Consider the following 18,330-nt stretch of genomic DNA (forward strand, 5'->3'; position numbering starts at 1 on the left):
ACATGTTCGAAGCCCTAACCGATCGCCTCACCGAAGTCTTCCAGCGAATCGGGCGCAAAGGGCGCCTCACCGAGCAGGACGTCGACGAGGCGTTGCGCGAGGTCCGTCGCGCACTTCTTGAGGCCGACGTTCACTACACCGTGGTCCGCGACTTCATCGCGGCGGTGCGGGAGCGAGCAGTGGGCGAGGAAGTCCTGCGCTCCCTTACCCCTGCACAACAGGTCATTGCCATTGTCCACCAGGAACTCGTCCGTGTCCTCGGGACAGAACGAGTACCACTGCAATGGGCCTCTCAGCCCCCGACCGTTTTCCTGCTGGTGGGACTCCAGGGCTCTGGCAAGACAACCCAGGTCGCTAAGCTCGGCTACCACCTTCGCAAGGAGGGTCGGCGACCGCTCCTCGTCGCTGCCGATATCTACCGGCCCGCAGCAGTGGAGCAGCTGCACACACTCGGACGGCAGCATGACCTCCCGGTCTATGACGAGGGAACGAAGGCCAATCCGGTCGACATCGTCAAGCGGGCAGTGAAGCTGGCGCGGGATCAGGGCTACAACCCAGTCATCGTGGACACGGCGGGCCGCCTGCAGATCGACGAGCCGATGATGGAAGAGTTAGAGCGGATCAAGGAGGCAGTGCGGCCGACGGAGATCCTGCTGGTCGCCGACGCGATGACTGGGCAGGAGGCGGTGAACGTCGCCCGCGAGTTCCATCGTCGTCTCGATCTGACCGGCCTGATCCTGACCAAGATGGACGGTGACGCACGGGGTGGTGCTGCGCTCTCCATCCGTACGGTCGTGGGCGTGCCAATCAAGTTCATCGGCACCGGCGAGCGAGTCGATGCACTCGAGCCGTTCTACCCGGATCGACTCGCCACGCGCATCCTCGGCATGGGGGATATCCAATCGCTGATCGAGAAGGCACGCCAAGAAATCAGTGAAGAAGAGGGGAAGAAGCTCCAGGAGAAGATGTTGGCTGGGGCCTTCGACCTCGAAGACTTCCTGCGTCAGCTGCAGCAGGTGAAGAAGATGGGGCCACTCACCCAGCTCTTGGAGATGATCCCGGGGATGAGCCAGCTCCTGCGTCAGCAGCAGGTGCAAATCAGCGACGACGAGTATAAGCGTGTCGAGGCAATCATCCTCTCCATGACACCAGAGGAGCGCCGCAATCCCGACATTATCAACTACAGCCGGCGCCGGCGGATCGCCCAGGGAAGCGGCACGACCGTCGCAGAGGTTTCCCAGCTGCTCACACAGTTCAAGCAGATGCAGCGGATGATGGCCGAGCTCGGTCAGCTGGCCGGCGGCCGTGGGCGTGGCGCACTCCATGGCCTCTTGGGTGGCAGAAATCCGTTCGGTGGTCTGACTGGACTCGATGGGATGCCCAGTCTCGGAGGTCTTCCAACCCGCCCGACGCAGGCTCCTCATCCGGCTCGACACACGAAGAAAAAGAAGAAACGTCGCTGAAGCGGAACCCGCCGAGGTGATGTCGCTGTGAGCAGGTTCGCACATAGCCTCGTGAGGCAGCTCTCGCATCTCCCGATCTTCTACAAAGTCTTGGCTGCCAACTCGCTCATCGTCGTTGCGGGAGCAGTTGTCGGGACGACGCTGACGCTGTTGAGTACCGGAAACACTGAACACCTACCGGAGTTCGTCGCGCTGTTCGCCATTAGCGGAACTCTGCTTTCCGTACTCATCAACTGGATCGTCCTGCGAGCGGCCTTCCGCCCCATCGACGTCCTGGAGCAGACGGCTGACGAGGTGCGGCGCGGCAACTTTCACGTTCGCGCCCCGTCTGTCCCGCTGAGCGATCCGGACCTTGACAACCTTACGGCTACTTTCAATGCGATGCTTGATACCCTGGTGGGATACCAGGAACGACTCCGGGAACTGTCGCAGCGCGTTTTGACGGCGCAGGAAGAAGAGCGACGCAGGATCGCACGGGAACTCCATGACGATCCAGCGCAGAGCCTGACAGTGCTTTTGGTGCTGCTCAAGATGCTCCAAGATCGGCAGCAACCAACCGACGGCACGCTCCTTCGGGAACTCATCGACCTCACAAGTGCAACCCTCGAATCGATTCGGACTATCGCTCAGGAACTGCGCCCACCGGTCTTGGACGATCTCGGCCTTGCAGCAGCCCTTGAAGGGCTGGCGGCTCAGTATCGGCAGCGCTTCGGCCTTGCCGTACAGGTACAAGTGCGTGGCCAACGACAACGGCTTGCCCCTGATGTAGAACTTGCACTCTATCGCATCGCCCAAGAGGCACTCACGAACGTCGCCAAGCATGCGAGCGCCAAGCGAGCGACTATGGAACTCGCTTTCGGGGAGGAGGTGGTAACACTCCGGATCGAAGATGACGGTCATGGTTTTGAGCCACGTGAAGCGCTCGGCCGCGGGCTTGGCCTTTTCGGCATGCGTGAACGAGCCCAACTCGTTCACGGGACATTCGAGCTTCGTGCCGCACCAGGAAAAGGGACTCGCATTGACGTTCGTGTACCACTGGAACCGGTCGCGACACTTTTGGAGAGCGGGAAGGAGAGACGATGACGTCTGAGCCGATCCGCGTGCTCTTGGCCGACGATCATCCGATTGTCCGCGTTGGCCTTCGGACACTGCTCGAAGCAGAACCCGATATCCACGTGGTCGGAGAAGCGGGCACGGCTGATGAGGCAGTGGAGTTGGCACGCGAACTCCAACCCGATGTCGCTGTGTTGGACATCAGCATGCCAGGAAACGGGCTCGAAGCACTGCGACGGATTGCGGCATTGGGTCTTCCAACGCGCATCCTCATCCTGACCGTCCATGCCGAGGAGCGCTATCTTCTGCCGGTACTGCAGGCAGGTGGCTCAGGCTACGTGCGCAAGTCAAGCCTCCATACCGACCTGGTCGAGGCGATCCGGACCGTCGCGCGTGGTGAAGTCTTTATCGACCAGGCTGCGGCTCGAACCTTGCTACAGGGCTACCTCGATCGGGCACGCACTGGCGAGGTGCAGGATCCGGCACAACTCCTCTCAGAACGCGAACGGGAGGTGTTGCGGCTCACCGCTGCCGGCTATACCGCTCAGGAAATTGCCGACCAGTTGTTCCTCTCGCCCAAAACGGTGGAGACGTATCGACATCGAGTGATGCAAAAGCTTGGCTTCTCGCGTCGATCTGAGCTCGTCCGCTTTGCGTTGCGCATTGGCCTCCTTGACCCGCAGACCGAGTGAGACACGCTGGCACAGCGCTGTTCCTTCAAGACAAATCGAGCAATCTCCCGCGTTCGTACGCTGACACTCTTGCACCAGCTGACAAGCCCTGCTACACTGTCCCCGGGCTGTACGTACAGTCGCAGTGTCACGAGGAACCGAAGGCGAGAGTCGCACATTTGACCGAAAGACACATCTGGACAGGGGCGGTCGGTGCGGCTACACTAGAGCTTGGGCTGGTCGGCCGGATCAGACGCAACATGTAGTGGTGATGCGTCTCGCTTCGACCGCTGGCGACAACTCTGGAGTCCGGCTCGACGTGCGGAAGGGATTGTGGGGGGCCGATCATGGTGGAGCAAGAGCGGCAGACGAGACGCGGACTACACATCACGCGTTTCTACACTCAGCCAGGACACGATCCGTACGAGACAGTCCGTTGGACGCGGCGGACGTCACGCATCACCAATCCTGACGGCACTGTCATCTTCGAGATGACCGATGCCGAGGTGCCAGAGCACTGGTCGCAGGTTGCCACCGACATCGTCGTTTCGAAGTACTTCCGTAAGGCGGGTGTCCCACAGTACGACGAGCAAGGCCGTCCGATGCTCGACGAGCACGGGAAGCCAGTTCTCGGACCGGAGCGCAGTGTTCGTCAGGTGGTGCGTCGGCTCGTCGGTTGCTGGCGCGATTGGGGAGAGCGTTACGGGTACTTTGCGACGTCGGAGGATGCTCAGGCCTTTGAGGATGAACTCGCCTACATGCTCCTCCATCAGATCGGTGCACCGAACTCACCGCAGTGGTTTAATACCGGCCTCTCCTGGGCCTATGGGATCGCTGGGCCACCGCAAGGCCACTGGTACGTCGATCCGGAGTCTGGCGAGCTTCGACAGTCACCAGATGCCTATTCCCGTCCCTCAGCCCACGCCTGCTTTATCCAGTCAGTTGAGGACGACCTGGTGAATCCGGGCGGCATCTTTGATCTGGTGCTCCGTGAGGCGCGTGTCTTCAAGTACGGTGCCGGATCAGGAACGAATTTCTCGAAGATCCGTGGTGAGGGTGAGCCACTGTCCGGCGGCGGAACATCCTCGGGACTGATGAGTTTCCTCAAAGTCTTTGACCGCGCAGCCGGGGCGATCAAGAGCGGCGGCACAACCCGCCGCGCGGCCAAGATGGTCGTCGTCGACATTGATCATCCTGACATTGAACAGTTCATTCGCTGGAAAGCTGAGGAGGAGAAGAAGGTTGCTGCTCTGGTAGCCGCTGGTTACTCGGCCGACTTCAACGGCGAGGCATATGCGACAGTCTCCGGCCAAAACTCGAACAACTCGGTCCGGGTACCCGACGAGTTTCTGCAGGCCGTCCTTGAGGATCGGGAGTGGCATCTGCGATGGCGCACCGATGGGCGCATTGCCAAGACGATCCGCGCCCGTGAGCTCTGGAACATGATCGCTGAAGCAGCCTGGCAATGCGCCGATCCTGGCATTCAATACGACACTACCATCAACGATTGGCACACGTGCCCGGCTTCCGGACGCATTAACGCCTCGAACCCTTGCTCCGAATATATGTTCCTTGACGATACCGCCTGCAACTTGGCCTCTCTCAACCTGATGACGTTCTACGACCCCAAGACCGGAGTCTTTGATATCGCTGCCTTCCGTCATGCAGTCCGGCTCTGGACCATTGTGCTTGAGATCACGGTGCTCATGGCCCAGTACCCGAGCCGCGAGATCGCGTGGAATAGCTATCGATTCCGTACGCTTGGACTCGGTTATGCCAACCTTGGCTCTCTCCTGATGACCATGGGGCTCCCCTACGACTCGGACGTGGCACGAGCCGTCGCAGCGGCCATTACGGCGATCATGACTGGTGAGGCGTACGCCACCTCCGCGGAGATGGCAGAGGTACTTGGCCCCTTCCCGGCCTTCCCGGAGAACCGGGAGCATATGCTGCGAGTCATCCGCAATCATCGTCGCGCAGCCTACGATGCGCATCCCGAGGAGTACGAAGGGCTGCATATCACCCCGCAGGGCCTTGATCCCACGCACTGCCCACCAGAACTGGTCGCAGCTGCGCGGGAAGCATGGGATCGTGCACTTGAACTCGGCGAGCGCTTCGGCTACCGCAATGCCCAGGCCACGCTTCTGGCTCCGACCGGGACTATCGGGCTGCTGATGGACTGTGACACCACCGGAATCGAACCCGACTTTGCACTGGTCAAGTTCAAGAAGCTTGCTGGTGGAGGGTACTTCAAGATTGTCAACCGCTCGGTCGCTCCAGCACTTGAACGGCTCGGCTACTCGCCGGAGCAGATCGAGGACATTTTGCGCTACGTCCTTGGCACACTGACGCTCGAAGGCGCACCGCACATCAATCGCGAGACGCTTCGTGCGCGCGGCTTTACCGACGAGGAACTCGAGCGGATCGAAGCTGCCCTCCCAGGCGTCTTTGAACTGCGTCATGCCTTCACACCGTTCGTGGTGGGAGAGCCAGCACTGCGTCGACTCGGGTTCACCCCTGAGCAGTGGAATCAGCCGGGATTTGACCTACTGAGCGCGCTTGGTTTCTCCCCGCAACAGATCGAGGAGGCAAACGACGTCATCTGTGGGCGACAGACCGTTGAAGGTGCACCGCACCTCAGGCCGGAACACTTGCCAGTCTTTGACTGTGCCAACAAGTGCGGCAAACACGGGACACGGTTCATCCATTACATGGGACACATCCGGATGATGGCGGCTGTGCAGCCGTTCCTCTCGGGGGCCATCTCCAAGACGATCAACATGCCGCACGAAGTGACAGTTGAGGATGTGGCGAAGGCCTACTTCGAGGGCTGGCGGCTCGGACTGAAGGCACTGGCGATCTACCGCGACGGTTCCAAGCTCTCGCAACCACTCTCAACACGCTCGAGCAGCGAGAAGGAGAAGGCAGCAGCAGCCGAAACCCGAACAGCAACAGAGCCGGAAAAGCAGGTGCAGGTAGTCGTCGTGGAACGACCCCGCCGCCGTCCATTGCCACCGAAGCGACGTGGCTTCACCTACGAGGGACGCGTCGGTGGCCAGAAGGTCTATTTGCGCACCGGCGAGTACGAGGACGGAACTCTCGGCGAGATCTTTGTCGATGTTGCCAAGGAAGGCGCAGCCTTCCGCAGCCTCATGAACTGCTTCGCCATCGCCGTATCTAAGGGGCTGCAGTACGGCGTGCCCCTGGAAGAGTTTGTCGACACCTTCACATTCCAACGATTCGAGCCGCAAGGCATTGTAGAGGGACATCCCAACATTAAGATGGCCACGTCCATCATCGACTATATCTTCCGTGTGCTCGGGTACGAGTATCTCGGGCGAACCGACTTCGTCCAGGTACCGCCGTCCGAGCAGGCAGCGCAAGCTCTTACCACGGCAACCGAGACACCCCACGAACGCAAGTCGGCAACGGACTCAACGAGCAGATCGGAGGAGGCACCGAATCTCTCCCCGGCTCCGAAAACGCGGATCAACGGCCAGGCAGAACTAGCTCCGGAGCTTGTAACCGTTCAGGTTGCTCACAATGGGGCCATTCACCGCGTGCAGCGGGACGCACTCGATGAACAGCTCGCGCACCTCATGGGCGATGCTCCATTCTGCGATGTCTGTGGACACCTGACGGTCCGCAACGGCTCCTGCTACAAGTGCCTGAATTGCGGGAATAGTCTCGGCTGTAGCTAATCACACCGTACGCTGGTGACGATGACGGGTCGCCGCATTGAGGCGACCCGTTTTTCGTTCCTCCTCTGAAGTATTTTGGACGATCAGGCTATTTCTCAGACGGGTACTGTGCCGTTATAAGAGATCGTATCCGCCCTCGCGGGCGAAGAGAATGGCAAGCGGTTGCAGTGGTCAGATCCAGTGGAGACTCAGCCTTCGCCTGAGGATATCTATGATCGATTCAGTTCAACGGAACAAGCAGCATTCCCCCACAAGTGGGCGTGTCGTTGATGAATTTCGGAAGCGTTCTGCCTTATGGTCCCGGGATGTAGTTCCCGGACTGCTCTGGATTGCCCTGAGTACCAGCCTTACAGCGTGGGGCGGTATTCCTCACGGGAATGGGATCATCCAAGACCGAAACATCGTTCTGATCAGTGTCCTGGTGATCCTAGGAGCCGCTCTGCTCGGCACATTCAGCATTCCGCCACATTGCTGGTATCGCTTCGCGATCCTGACAGCGAGTGGGGTCGCCTTTGGCCTTGCCATCGCGACTGGGTGTCTGGCCAGGAACGGACCCAATGGCCAAATGAACCACAATCTGATCGTCGTCGCATCGCTCGCTCTCACAGGGCTCGGACTCCTGACACTGGCATTCGGCAAGCATCCTCGGCTCATCTGCATTTCTGCAGTGGCCTCAACCCTCGCTGCAACATTGCACTTGCTTGCCCTGTTCGCCCCTTTCACCCGCATCGAACCCTTGTTGACCCTGCGAGGTCATCCCTTCACTACCATCCCAGCGCTCCTCGCAGTCGCCAACCTCCTCACCATGCTGGCTAGTGTGCGGCACGATCGTGCGGCAGGACGACTCCCCTTCCGCTGGGCACCCTGGACAGCACTCGCGGTCGGGCTCCTCCTCACAACAACCACGACCCTTGCCGTTGAGCGATGGCAACAGAATGCATTGCTGGCCCAGACACGCAGTGAAGCACTAGCAGTCGCGAACCACATCGGAATGCTGCTTGATAACCGGCTCCAACGCCTTCGTCCGAGCCGCATCGAGCGAGCCGGGATCGACGATCAGAGCGTTCCAGGACTTATCTGGTACGGACGCAGGAACCCCTCAGGCACAACAACGCAGTTCATCACTGATGTTTGGAAGGCACGCGAAGGCGATCTGCTCGCTACGGTGACCATGGCAGCACCACGGATTCCTCTGTCGAGCGTCATGCTCACACGCGCAGAGCTCCCAGGAGGGCAACCTGCTTTGCTTATCCTGTGGGCTAGACCAGATGGAGAAGTGATGGCCGTCTTGGATCCCGAGGTGTTCTTTGCTCCGGCCGTGCAAGCAACGGTTAACCGTGGGAGCGCGCTGACACTCTTTCTGAATGGCGAGCCACTCCTGGCAGCCGGGACTCCACACCGTCGGGCACCAGCCGTGAGCGTTCGTGTCCCTATCACGCAGGCAGACATTGGTGTGCTGCGCGTGAGTACCCAGCTGGGTACAACGCGTGCCGAACTACTGCTCATGCCATTTCCCTGGGTCATCGGGGCTCTCGGCTTCTTGGCGACGCTTCTGCTCGCCGCGGCCCTGGCCATTGGCTGGCGACAAGCGGCCACCAATCGACGACTGCACCAGATTCGCCAGCACCTTCAGGAGGAGATTGACGAACGCCGGATGATTGAGCGTCTCTTGGCTGATCGGGAGGCACGCCTCCAGGCAATCCTCCGACAGCTTCCGGCTGTTGTCTGGACGGTGGATCACGATCTCGTTTTCACCTCAAGCGAGGGAAGCGGGCTGGCACAGCTTGGTCTTCGCCCTGGGCAGGTGGTTGGCCAGACGTTGTTCGAATATTTTGGAACCAGTGATCCAGATTTTCTGCCGATTCGCTTGCACCGTCTGGCACTGGCTGGCGAACCACAAGAATACGAGTTCGAGTGGAATGAGCACGTCTACCGGGTTCGCCTCGAGCCGCTACGCGACCGCTCTGCGGCGATCACCGGTGTGATCGGGATCGCCTTTGACATCACCGAGCAAGTACGCACCCGCCAGCAATTAGAGCGAATGGCAACGACTGATAGCTTGACAGGTCTCGCGAATCGTTCAGCGGTCATCGCCTCTCTAGAGCAGCTGATCGAAGCAGGCCAACCGTTTGCCGCACTTCTCCTCGACCTCGATGGGTTCAAAGCGGTCAATGACACCCTTGGGCACGCCGCTGGTGACGTGCTCCTGCGCGAGGTCGCAATCCGACTCACCCGCACCGTCCGACGGGATGACATCGTGGGTCGGCTTGGAGGCGACGAGTTCCTCATCATCGCTCCGCTCTGCGATCGGGACGGAGCGCGAGAACTTGGAGCACGGCTGCTCGTTGCACAGTCACATCCTTACCACATCGATGGGCAAATCGTGACGCTTGGGGCGAGTATCGGCGTTGTGCTATGGACCCCAGACAATCCGCGCGAGGCTGCGGAAGTTCTGCGCAATGCCGACCTTGCACTCTACAGCGCTAAGCGACGCGGCAAGGGACGCATCGTGTTCTTTCATCCAGAACTGGCTGAGGAAGCACCGCAGGAGTTCGCCCTTGCACAAGCACTGCGCGAAGGGATCGAGTCTGAGACGGTCGTCTTTCGCGGGCTTCCAATCGTGCACTTGCGGACCGGTGAACTCGTTGGAGTGGAACTCTTCGCGTCCTGGGTTGATCCGCAGGGGAAAGAGCGGCGGGCCGAGGATCTTGCCGGAGTAGCCGCCCGCGCGGGATTGGACAGTATCCTAGCCCAGCGTGCCGTTAGGGAAGCATTGGCCTGGTTACAAGACCTCCCACAGCGTTGGTTTGTTATTCTCACCTTTCCCAGCGCAGCGCTGCTCGATGAGACCATCACAGAGCATTTGAGAGGACAACTCGCTGCGCAACCAGCGTTACACGGCAGACTGTGGTTGGACCTCCCAAGCAGCGTGCTCTCTGCTCCGGGTTCGCTCGAACGGCTCACTGCCTTGGCCGACCAGCAGATCGGCATACTGGTCCGCGACCCGGTGCTCACTCCCGAAGGAATCGATCCGTTCGTCAACCTCCAACGGGTAGGAATCCGGATTCCAAGAGGATTTGTCCGGTCGTTCCTCACCGATCCTCGTGCCGCTGCCCTGGCACGGGGACTCTTAGAAGTGGCAAACGATCTCTCCTTGGTCAGCCTCGCTGAATCGATCGACGAGTTTGCCGTGTACCTGGCACTGGCGCGGAGTGGCTGTACGTTGGGACAAGGCCCACTCTTTGGTGGAGATTTCGACCGCCAAAAGGCAATCGAGGCTGCACGGCACCTACGACATTGGCGGCACCTGGCAAGCACCTCGGTCGATACGACAGTGACGGAGAGGCTTCTCTCCTCACCCACCGCGACTAATCAGAATGAAGAGAACAGACTCACATAGTACTATTGATGCAGATAGTCGCTTGCGAGACGGGAAGGTTCGAGGCATCAACGCATGCCGCTTGCACCGGGCCATCGTCTACCCGATTTCGAAGCTGAGGGAATAGACGGTCAGCTGATTTCAACGCGCCGGTACTACCTGCGTTCGGGCCTGGTGGTGGTCTTCACGCATGCGTGGCCCTGCGCAGCCTGTCGAGCGTACCTTTCAGCACTGGATCAATACCTCCCAGAGTTTCGCACAGAGCGGACGGCACTGCTGGCGATCGTGCCGCTTGTACGCACCCTCGTTGTTGACTGGGGAGAAAGAGTGCCACAGTTTCCGATCGTGCTCGCCGAGGGAAGCGAGCTCCACAGCCGGTGCGGATTCCTCCTGGGAGAGGAGATTCCTGCAGCGGCCCTGGTGGTGACGGACGACACTGGTACAGTTTGGCAGGCATGGGATGCCGGAGATGGACACGAGCTTCCAGATACTGGAGAAGTTCTTGCATGGGTCCGCTACGTCTCGTATCAGTGTCCCGAATGCTGGGAGGCCAACCGCTGGTGAGCCGTACCGCTGCAGGGAACTCTTGTCACTCTGCATGGTCATGAATTTTCCTTCACAGGCTGTGGACGAATTCCGCATCTCGGTGGTGGGGTGACCGACCTCAGGAGGTTGGCATGGTACCTGTTCCAGAAGCACTTCTGTTGCCAGTGCTCCGGCGGTGTGGAGAAAGCTGCGAAGCCTGGAGGGGGCTGATACTCTGGGGAAGCGTTGAAGCAGCGCTTGTGCTGACGGCAATCGGGGGAATATCACTCGGCCTTCTCCGCTTGTTCCACCTCCTGCGTGTCATACGGTCACAGAGGGACACAATTGCCCAACTCAACGAGCGTCACCTCGGCCGAATTGTGGAACTCTTCGGGCGTGCGACCAGCGAGATGCCCCGTCGTAGCCCGCTGAGTGAGCAGCTTGTCGCCGCCTCCCTTCTGAAAATTTCTGGAAAGTGGCAGCGTGGCAGTGGGAAGCAAAAAGAAAGTGTTACGACAGAACGAGTGGAGGAGTTCCTTGATGGACTCAAACTCGACGACGGGACTGGAGAAGTCCGCATCGCTGTCAAGGATACGCTGCGCTACTGGCCGGAGCAGGGCGCAGAGTGGCCAGCAAGCGAGGCTCCGTCTTGGGCAACTCCGCCGCCGCCAGCGGACGAAGGCTACACGCTCATCTGTGTCACCGCGTCTGAAGAGTTTCTCCCCGTCGGCACTGACTTGTATGTCATTGGTCGATTGACTGCGCCAGGGGTTGTCGAAGCACAAGTGGCGAGTGCGACAACCGAGGAGACGACGAAACGTGCCTTGACTGCAGAGTGGCTCAGCGGCTGGATCGTTGCCGCCGTGTCATTGCTCCTAGCAGTGTGGTTGATCGATCCCGTGCTTGGTTCTTGGCAACGCTATTGGATGACATGGTCAGGCACGCCGCTCTTTCTCGCCGCTATTGTCCATACCTTGGCGTTGTTTCTCATTCTCGCTGCGAGCATTGTTGCTCTCTTCGTCACCTATGGACTCGTCCGAATCATTGGAACGATCGTCGTACAACCGTGAGCCTGCCGCGCACATCTGCGTTCCCGATGGGAAGGAACTAGACGATCTTGTGGGGCACATCGACTGTCGCACTGTCCGAAAGCAGACGATCGGTTGCACACCGCCGACACAAAGTGCACCGAGACTCCAGGACTCCTCCCCACTTGGCCTTCAAAGATCCGGGAATCCAGCTCGGCAGTGTACGCACCACGGAGGGTACCATGCCTTGTGGACATTACACGCCTCACCCGGGCGGAATATGATCTCTGGATCATCCTCAACGCATCGGAACCCAACATCACTGCTCAAGCGACACGAAGAGCTTCTGACCAAGTCTTACATCCTGTAAGAGGATGACACGGTCAACGGGAACCCTGGCTCACCTCCCACGTGCGATCGCTGACTGAGGAGGATCGTTGATACAGCCGGCTCCGATCGCGATGGCGGTACGGTCATTAAACAAGCGCGGTCAAACCACCAATGGCCAATGTGACACTTCAGCGCTCGTTGCTCGTCGCGACGAGCAGTCTTCTGCAGGATCTGATGTCCCTCGCTCGACGTCTGGCCCTGATCATCGCCCCTCCCAGACAGGAACTCGCCTCTCGGCCCGGTTTGGTACACGCGCCAAGACAACGCCCTTGCAGGGGTCAGGCAAGCCCTCTGGTAACGAGTCAAAATCTTCCCCTGCTGAGATTGATGGGAAGATTCTGTCGGGTGCAGCCTCTTCATGACAGGGCAGGATTCCCCTATCGGCTCTCGGTTGCGACAAATCGCGAATCGTCTCCGAAGGGCGAGTGGTGCCGCAGCGCGATCACGCTCAAGCACAGACGAAACGACCGCAACCGGTCGTCCGTCATCATGCGATGTGGCTACAAGAGACGCAGGAATCGACAAGCTTGGTCCCCAAAAAGGGTAGGGGAACAGGGATTACAGCGAGAGAAACAGGGAGCTTCATGTTGTGGCTGATGAACGTGGTGAGCGGATGAGGGTTGCCGGCGAAAACCACAGGCGCAGTGCCTCCAATCGGTATCGCCTGGTTATCACCGTCCCTGCCAGCCTGATGTGCCAGAAGACGTCGGGAGAGCAGGAGGTCCTGTTGCACAGAGCACACGGTTCCTACGCGGCACACCGAGGGCCAAAGGGGTGAAGCGTCATTTTGGCACTGCTCAAAGCGGTACTCCCACTGTGGTGTGAGGCAATCGTGCTTCCTGTTCTCAGAGGCGTACGTTGTCACGCAGACTGGTGTGATGAACAGGTGTGCCTCCTTCACTGGGGAACAGTGCTGGGTGGATTGGTCGGACTTGGCCGCAGGGCGAGCATCACTGACCTCCAGCGTGTTATTCACCGGCGGAGAACTCAACACCTCCGACAGGATCGCTGCGGTGACCCCATTCTTCAGAATGTTGGTCGCCTGATTGAGGTCGAGGGAAGGGTCGTGAGCTATTCACCACCTATCGGCCCCCTGAGTCAGCGCAAGGTGATCGGATAGGAGCTGGAAAGAACGGCGACGCGGACAACACCGGGAATCGTACGGAAAACATGGGCCGTGTCGACGACATTCCGATCATTTACAGACATCTTCTTCCATGAAGGCACTGGTGCCATACACCTGGAACACCAGAACACCTTGCTTTCTCAGTCGCCTGCCCGTGCAACATCGGCACTGGTGGAAGCACCAGAGTCGGCAGTATCGGTGGATTCCCTTTCCATGGAGAAGGACAAGCTGGTGCCGGTCACTGCGGCAGAGCACTCTACCCCACACGGCACGACGCTCTTCGTCCTCGGGAAGCTCTGAGCGACGCAGACTCCGCGTTGCGACAATCCTGAGTATGGGGACCGAGCGGATTACTCAGCGAGTGTTTCTTGCTGCAGGGATCACCTCCTTGGTAGTAGGGCTTCGGTCGCTGCTGCTGGCTATCTGGCTGAGTGACAACGCCTGCAACGCTGCATTTCAGTATCTGGAGGAACCAAATTTGCGCGGCTTCATTGAAAAGTCGAGCGCCACAGCATCACCTGGTTTTGGTCAGTATTCTTCGTCACGGGAATATTCATGGTACTCATCCGCTCCAAGTAGAGGACTGGTAACTCCATTCTCACTTTCGCCTTCCAAGGCACATTGAACAGAGCTGACTGGACGGCCGAGAATTACAGCGGCAACACGACATCATACCCCCGTGCGATCTCCAGAAGTCGCTCCAGTACTTCTGGATGCACAGGAATTCCCTGCGCCAGCCGTTCTTGCTCTGTCTCAAACTCGAGGTCTCCGGGGACCAATACCCGCTCCGCACCCTCAGCCGGCTTGGCTCGCCGCAGCTGACCAAGCATGTCGTCCATTTCCGCGAGAAACTCCTCGAGCGGCCGAAAGACATCGACCCGGATAGCCAAAAAGGCGTGTCCTGTGCCTGAGGGGCCGATCGTTTCGGAACGTGACCCACCGACATACTTGGCCCAAGGGCCACCCGCCAGCTGCCCACAGAGTACTTCAATCAGTAGCGCTAGTGCATACCCCTTGTGACTGCGGAGCTCCGGGAAGGCGCCGAGCGGTGTGAGGTAGCGTGCAGCAAACGGATCGGTGGTTGGCCGACCTTCGGCATCCAGCGCCCAGCCAAGGGGAATCGGTTCCCGATTGCGGCGTGCAATCTCAATCTTCCCCCAAGCGACGGTGCTTGTTGCCCCATCGAAGACCAGAGGCCGCTCTTTTCCAGCAGGAATAGCGAAAGCAATTGGTGCAGTACTCAGGTACGCGTCCTGGGCATGAGGTGGCACAACCAGCGGCGTCGCATTCGTCATGGAAACACCGATCATCCCCGGCTCTCGAAGTGCCATCGTTGCGTAGTAGCCGGCGATGCCATAGTGGTTGCTGCGGCGCACTGTCGCAAGGCAGATCCCGCTCTCGCGCGCCTTCTCCAGACAGCGTCGCATGGCACGATACGCGCTGGGAAAGCCCATACCATTGTCGGCATCAAAGGCGACTGTCGAAGACGTCTCGGCGATCGCCCGGAAGTGCGGGCGGAGATTGATCGCCCCAGCTTCGAGGCGCCGCACATAGTAGTCCAGTCGGGCAATTCCATGGGAATCAAAGCCGCGTACATCCGCGGCCACCAGGATCTCAGCGCTGATCGCAGCATCCTCTCCAGTGAGTCCAGCACGCTCGAAGATGGTGGCAACAAATCGCTGAAGTTCCTCGACCGGGATCCGTACGGTCACGTCTTTCCTCCTCCACGCCATCGGCCAATCCGACGCACGCGCATGATAACGCAGAAAACTCGTGACAGGGATGCAACTACATGTTATGCTGGAACTGTCTCAACGGCGACGGGTAGAAAGACTGGGTAGAGATGACGAGACTCGGGTGCGTGGGGAATTGATAGGTATCGAGGGAAGGGGGAAGGCGTGATCGGGACAGTGGTCGTACCGCTTGACGGCTCCGAACTCGCAGCGGCCGCAGTGCCCTACGGGAAGGCGCTCGCTGAAAAATTTGGCACGCGGCTGTATCTGGTGCGGGTCGTCGACATTGACGCGCCGGCCGAGGTGGCGGCCGACGCACGTGACTACCTCGCCCGCATCGCGCAGGAGACTGGGTTAGCAACCGAGATCGTTGTGCGCTACGGTGATCCTGCTGCCGAGATCGCGGATCTGGTGTTGGAACTCCCTGAGCCGATGATTACCATGACCACCCACGGACGTAGTGGCATTGGGCGCTGGCTCTTCGGGAGCGTCGCAGATCGTGTGGTACGCAATGCTGGCGTCCCGGTATTACTCATCCGCTCCTCAATGCCGCAGCGTGAGCCAGGAGTTATCCGATCCATCCTGCTTCCGGTAGACGGATCCCCCCTCGCCGAGGCAGCAGTGCCATACGCGACGGAACTCGCCCGCCGCTTCGACGCAATGATCCACCTCGTCCGCGTTGCAGAGACACCGGAGATCTACAGTCTGCTCAGCGTACCTGCAGGCGCCCCCACCTCGGCAGAAGTCCTCAACCAGCTGGCACAACAGCTGGTGGAGACGGCTACGAGCTACGTCAACGAACTCGCTGAACGCCTGCGCAGTGAGGGACTGCGAGTTGACACGCACGTCTTGGAAGGGATCGCGCCAGAGCAACTGCTTGCCTTCGAGCGTGAGCGCCAGCCCGATATCGTCGTCATGGCGACACACGGGCGAAGTGGACTGAGCCGGGTTGTCTTTGGAAGCGTGGCTGAGCGTCTGCTGCGTGAAGGAACGGTACCACTACTCTTGATTCGGCCGCCCGAAGCGGCCCAAGCATAAACAGCGTCCAACAAACAAGCAGCACGTCGCCCTGGGTCTTCCCCAGGGCGACTGTTAACTATTCGCTGCGCGCTCTGATTAAGCTCGAGCACCTGCTGCCAACAGCGCCCTGGCTTCTGCGACGATCTGCTCGACGCTGGGTATAACGGTTCGCTCGAGCGGCTCGGAGAACGGAATCGGAACATCGGGAACTGCCAGGCGGCGAATTGGGGTCTTGAGCGCATCCAGCGCACCAGCCTGGACGTGGAAGGCCACCTCACCGGTCATCCCGTAGCTCCGATAGTCCTCGTCGACAATCAAGACCCGCCCCGTCTTACGTGCTGAGGCAACGAGCGTCTCAGAGTCGAGCGGAACCAGTGTCCGGAGGTCGATCACCTCCGCCGAGATCCCGTCACGGGCGAGCTCGTCGGCAGCGCGCAGGCAGCGGTGAACCATAAGCCCGGCTGCGATCATCGTGAGATCGCTTCCCTCACGACGGATAGCAGCTTTCCCGAACTCAACCGTGTAGCGCTCTTCTGGCACTTCTTCTTCCTGCCCCTCAAACGGCAGGAACGGAAGACCAGTGAGCAGCTTGTGGCCAAAGATCACGACCGGGTTGGGATCACGCAGAGCGCTGATCGTCAACCCTTTTGCATCGTAGGCAGTCGCCGGCACCACAACCTTAAAGCCAGGGACATGGGCAAAGAGCCCATACAGCACTTGTGAGTGCTGAGCTGCATCGCCGTATCCGCCCCCGATCGCCGTCAGGATGGTCACCGGCATGGCGAACTGCCCACCGGACATGTAGTGGTTCTTGGCGATGTGGTTGTACATCTGGTCAAAGCCAGCACCCAGAAAGTCAACAAACATCAGTGAGACGACTGGATGCATGCCGACCGAAGCAGCACCGCAAGCCATACCGAAGAACGTTTGTTCGGTGATCGGCGTGTCGATGACCCGATCACGCCCATACTTCTGGTGCAGTCCCATGGTGAAGCCGAACACCGCGCCCCAGTACGTTACGTCCTCACCGAGCACAACGATGTCGGAGCGTTCAGTCATTTCCTGATCAATCGCCTCAGCAATCGCGAAGGCGATACCCTTCATTGTCCTGGTCATCGGAACACCCCCACCAATGCTTCCTGAGGATCCGGCAGCGGACTCTGCTCTGCGAAGGCAATGGCACGTGCGACTTCTTCTTCGGCCTCGCGGCGGAGCCGCTCCAACGTCGCATCGTCAGCCCAGCCGAGCCGCTTGAGGCACTCGCCCAGACGCGGGATTGGATCGAGCTGACGCCAGCGCTCCACTTCTTCACGCGTCCGATATTCCTCGGCATCCCCCTCAAAGTGGCCGCGGTATCGGTAACAGACCGCCTCGATGAAACTCGGTCCGTAGCCAGCGCGAGCGCGTTCGATAGCCTCCTTGGCAGCGCGCCACACGTCGATGAGATCCATCCCATCGACGAGGTAGGTCGGCACATTGAAACCCAGCGCACGCTGGAACTGATGCGGCTGGGCGAGCGCTTGCCACTTTGGCGTGGAGTCGGCGTACATGTTGTCTTCAATCACAATCACAAGCGGCAGCATCCAGAGTACTGCGGCATTGAGCGTCTCCGCCAGGGTTCCGTGGTTCGCAGCACCCTCCCCAGCAAACGCGACAGCAACATAAGGCTCGCCGCGGTGACGAAAAGCGAAAGCAGCACCAGCCGCCTGTGGAAACGACGCCCCGACGATCCCACTGCAGGAGAAGCGATGTTCTGCATCAAACAGATGCATGTGCCCGCCTTTCCCGCGGCAGAGGCCCGTCACCTTCCCAAAAATCTCTGCGGCTAGCTTGTCAGCCGGAACCCCTTTTGCCAACGCATGATGGTGGGGACGATGTGTGCTCACTACGACGTCAGCATCTCGAAGATGCATGCCGAGCCCGACCGCAACCGCTTCCTGCCCCACAGCGAGGTGCATCTCTCCGCGGATCGGTCCCGCTGCCATGTTGAACTGAGGCGTCTTCCCAATGTAGTAACGGTCGGCGATTGTCTCCTCAAACGAGCGGATGAGGCACATTTGCCGGTACGCCGTGAGAAGCGTCTCAGGCGTCAAACCTGCCTTCTCCACGGTGTACCGCAGGTCAGCGAGACTCGGTTCAGGCTTCCACATGCCGCACCTCCCTCACTGTACCGCGGCCCGTCCCATGTGGGAGATCACCACTTTCCAGACTAGGAGAGTTCTGCTCACCTGTCAAGATCCG

Annotated in this window: 12 protein-coding genes; 9 read left to right on the forward strand and 3 right to left on the reverse strand. The window is 59.8% G+C overall.

Annotated features, from left to right (window positions below; all coding sequences use genetic code 11):
• Positions 1-2 precede the first annotated feature (2 nt).
• The 8 genes from ffh (at position 3) to NET03_RS06375 (ending at position 13,636) form a co-directional block, all read left to right on the forward strand.
• Positions 3-1,463 carry a signal recognition particle protein gene (gene ffh / locus NET03_RS06340; RefSeq protein ID WP_252128056.1) on the forward strand — a complete coding sequence of 487 codons (1,461 nt, stop codon included), beginning with the start codon at positions 3-5 and terminating at the stop codon, positions 1,461-1,463.
• Positions 1,464-1,490: 27 nt separating this feature from the next.
• Positions 1,491-2,546, forward strand: a complete 1,056-nt coding sequence (locus NET03_RS06345; RefSeq protein WP_252128057.1) for a sensor histidine kinase — start codon at positions 1,491-1,493, stop codon at positions 2,544-2,546.
• Positions 2,543-3,208, forward strand: a complete 666-nt coding sequence (locus NET03_RS06350; RefSeq protein ID WP_252128058.1) for a response regulator — start codon at positions 2,543-2,545, stop codon at positions 3,206-3,208. The genes NET03_RS06345 and NET03_RS06350 overlap by 4 nt, the downstream gene beginning before the upstream one ends.
• 326 nt (positions 3,209-3,534) lie before the next feature.
• Positions 3,535-6,888, forward strand: a complete 3,354-nt coding sequence (locus tag NET03_RS06355) for a vitamin B12-dependent ribonucleotide reductase (protein ID WP_252128059.1) — start codon at positions 3,535-3,537, stop codon at positions 6,886-6,888.
• A gap of 211 nt (positions 6,889-7,099) precedes the next feature.
• Positions 7,100-10,288 carry a putative bifunctional diguanylate cyclase/phosphodiesterase gene (locus tag NET03_RS06360; protein ID WP_252128060.1) on the forward strand — a complete coding sequence of 1,063 codons (3,189 nt, stop codon included), beginning with the start codon at positions 7,100-7,102 and terminating at the stop codon, positions 10,286-10,288.
• Positions 10,289-10,342: 54 nt separating this feature from the next.
• On the forward strand, positions 10,343-10,831 hold the full coding sequence (locus tag NET03_RS06365; RefSeq protein WP_252128061.1) for a redoxin domain-containing protein: 489 nt from the start codon (positions 10,343-10,345) through the stop codon (positions 10,829-10,831).
• A 113-nt stretch (positions 10,832-10,944) separates the two neighbouring features.
• Positions 10,945-11,862, forward strand: coding sequence for a hypothetical protein (locus NET03_RS06370; RefSeq protein ID WP_252128062.1), 918 nt, complete (start codon positions 10,945-10,947; stop codon positions 11,860-11,862).
• A gap of 1,525 nt (positions 11,863-13,387) precedes the next feature.
• On the forward strand, positions 13,388-13,636 hold the full coding sequence (locus NET03_RS06375) for a hypothetical protein (RefSeq protein ID WP_252128063.1): 249 nt from the start codon (positions 13,388-13,390) through the stop codon (positions 13,634-13,636).
• A gap of 350 nt (positions 13,637-13,986) precedes the next feature.
• Here NET03_RS06375 and NET03_RS06380 read toward each other — a convergent pair whose 3' ends face one another.
• Entirely contained in the window at positions 13,987-15,048 is a 1,062-nt protein-coding gene (locus NET03_RS06380) for an Ldh family oxidoreductase (RefSeq protein WP_252128064.1), read from the reverse strand.
• A 186-nt stretch (positions 15,049-15,234) separates the two neighbouring features.
• On the opposite strand from NET03_RS06380, the gene NET03_RS13800 reads away from it, so the two are divergent.
• On the forward strand, positions 15,235-16,107 hold the full coding sequence (locus NET03_RS13800) for a universal stress protein (RefSeq protein WP_252128065.1): 873 nt from the start codon (positions 15,235-15,237) through the stop codon (positions 16,105-16,107).
• A 78-nt stretch (positions 16,108-16,185) separates the two neighbouring features.
• Here the strand turns inward: NET03_RS13800 and NET03_RS06390 are convergent, their stop codons facing one another.
• Positions 16,186-17,205: an alpha-ketoacid dehydrogenase subunit beta gene (locus NET03_RS06390; protein WP_252128066.1), complete on the reverse strand. Its 1,020-nt coding sequence runs from the start codon at positions 17,203-17,205 to the stop codon at positions 16,186-16,188.
• Complete coding sequence (locus NET03_RS06395) at positions 17,202-18,239, reverse strand: thiamine pyrophosphate-dependent dehydrogenase E1 component subunit alpha (RefSeq protein ID WP_252128067.1); 1,038 nt, start codon at positions 18,237-18,239, stop codon at positions 17,202-17,204. Before NET03_RS06395 ends, NET03_RS06390 begins: the two co-directional genes overlap by 4 nt.
• Positions 18,240-18,330: the final 91 nt, after the last annotated feature.

It is taken from the genome of Thermomicrobium sp. CFH 73360, from assembly GCF_023806465.1.
Classification (GTDB): Bacteria; Chloroflexota; Chloroflexia; order Thermomicrobiales; family Thermomicrobiaceae; genus Thermomicrobium.

Excerpts from the sequence above, each read along its gene's own strand:
- NET03_RS06350 (WP_252128058.1), top strand. The coding sequence starts at position 2,543 with ATGACGTCTGAGCCGATCCGCGTGCTCTTGGCCGACGATCATCCGATT.
- NET03_RS06355 (WP_252128059.1), top strand. The coding sequence starts at position 3,535 with ATGGTGGAGCAAGAGCGGCAGACGAGACGCGGACTACACATCACGCGT.
- NET03_RS06360 (WP_252128060.1), top strand. The coding sequence starts at position 7,100 with ATGATCGATTCAGTTCAACGGAACAAGCAGCATTCCCCCACAAGTGGG.
- NET03_RS06395 (WP_252128067.1), bottom strand. The coding sequence starts at position 18,239 with ATGTGGAAGCCTGAACCGAGTCTCGCTGACCTGCGGTACACCGTGGAG.
- ffh (WP_252128056.1), top strand. The coding sequence starts at position 3 with ATGTTCGAAGCCCTAACCGATCGCCTCACCGAAGTCTTCCAGCGAATC.
- NET03_RS06365 (WP_252128061.1), top strand. The coding sequence starts at position 10,343 with ATGCCGCTTGCACCGGGCCATCGTCTACCCGATTTCGAAGCTGAGGGA.
- NET03_RS06370 (WP_252128062.1), top strand. The coding sequence starts at position 10,945 with ATGGTACCTGTTCCAGAAGCACTTCTGTTGCCAGTGCTCCGGCGGTGT.
- NET03_RS06390 (WP_252128066.1), bottom strand. The coding sequence starts at position 17,205 with ATGACCAGGACAATGAAGGGTATCGCCTTCGCGATTGCTGAGGCGATT.